The organism is Brachyspira catarrhinii, from assembly GCF_005518285.1.
GTDB classification, from domain to species: Bacteria; Spirochaetota; Brachyspiria; order Brachyspirales; family Brachyspiraceae; genus Brachyspira; species Brachyspira catarrhinii.
In genome coordinates, this window is sequence record NZ_SJDU01000568.1 from 1 (window position 1) to 1,096 (window position 1,096).

1 protein-coding gene is annotated in these 1,096 nt (G+C 21.8%); it reads left to right on the forward strand.

Annotated features, from left to right (window positions below; all coding sequences use genetic code 11):
- Positions 1–902: helix-turn-helix domain-containing protein (locus tag EZH24_RS15155; RefSeq protein ID WP_137999357.1), on the forward strand; the 902-nt coding region annotated here is incomplete at its 5' end.
- Positions 903–1,096 lie beyond the last annotated feature (194 nt).

Sequence of the window (1,096 nt, forward strand, 5' to 3'; positions counted from 1 at the left end):
TAATATACTCCATAATTTATTATATAATAGAAAGAATAACTTGGCTTAAATATTATATAATATTTTTATCAATATTTGGATTTCTTTTATTAATAAGAGCGGTGAAATTAATTAGCTTTTTGGCAGTTCCTTCGTTTTTGTCAAATGAAATATTCAATACTTTATATCTGTTCATTTTAAGCGTTTCTATGTCTTTAATTTTATATTTTATTCCCGCTTTTTTATACAGATTTTTAGAGCTTAAATGGGCAGTTAAAGAAAATGTAGAATATTTGATTTTATCGGTAATATTTTTTGTATTAAGTATATTGGGAATTCTTTTGCATTTTAATTTTTATATAATCGCAAATAGAATCTTTTATCTTTCAATATTATATTTGTTCATATTAGGATTTCTTAATTATAAAAATTTAAAAGACAGCACGATAAAATTTATAGTTAAAATATTAGGCTTAATAACTATATTTATATATCCTATTTTGGTTTATCAATTAATTATATTGAATAAAAATACTTTTGACATAGGTTCTATCGATATAACTTTGATTTTATTTTATATATGGTGGAATCTGGTAATGCTCGGTTATTTACTTTGGTATTTTATTAGTATTATTAAAAATAAAAATAGTATTATAGATAAAAATTTGATTGAAAATAATTCGAAAAATATTGAAGAAAATAAAGTTATAAATAAATCGTCCTCAAAAAAAGAAGAAGAGCAGATTAATTTAACCAAAAGGGAAAGGGAAATATTATTCTATTTACTTTCTGGAAAAACGAATAAAGAAGTTGCAATAATACTAAAAATATCTCTCAATACCGTTAATAATCATGTGGCAAATATATATGATAAATCTGGCGTAAAAAACAGAGTTGAATTGGTAAATAAATTTTCAAGATAATGTATCAGAATTTATATGTTTATGATAACTTTAAAATAAAAATAGCAAGCGTAAAAGCTTACTATTTTAAGTTGTATTAAAATAATATCTTAATTTTTCAATTTTCAGTCGGCATAGAATCTATAATAGAATTTGCCAAACTATTAAGAACTTCTTCTCTCAAAGCGCCTTCTTGCATATATAGAATAATATTT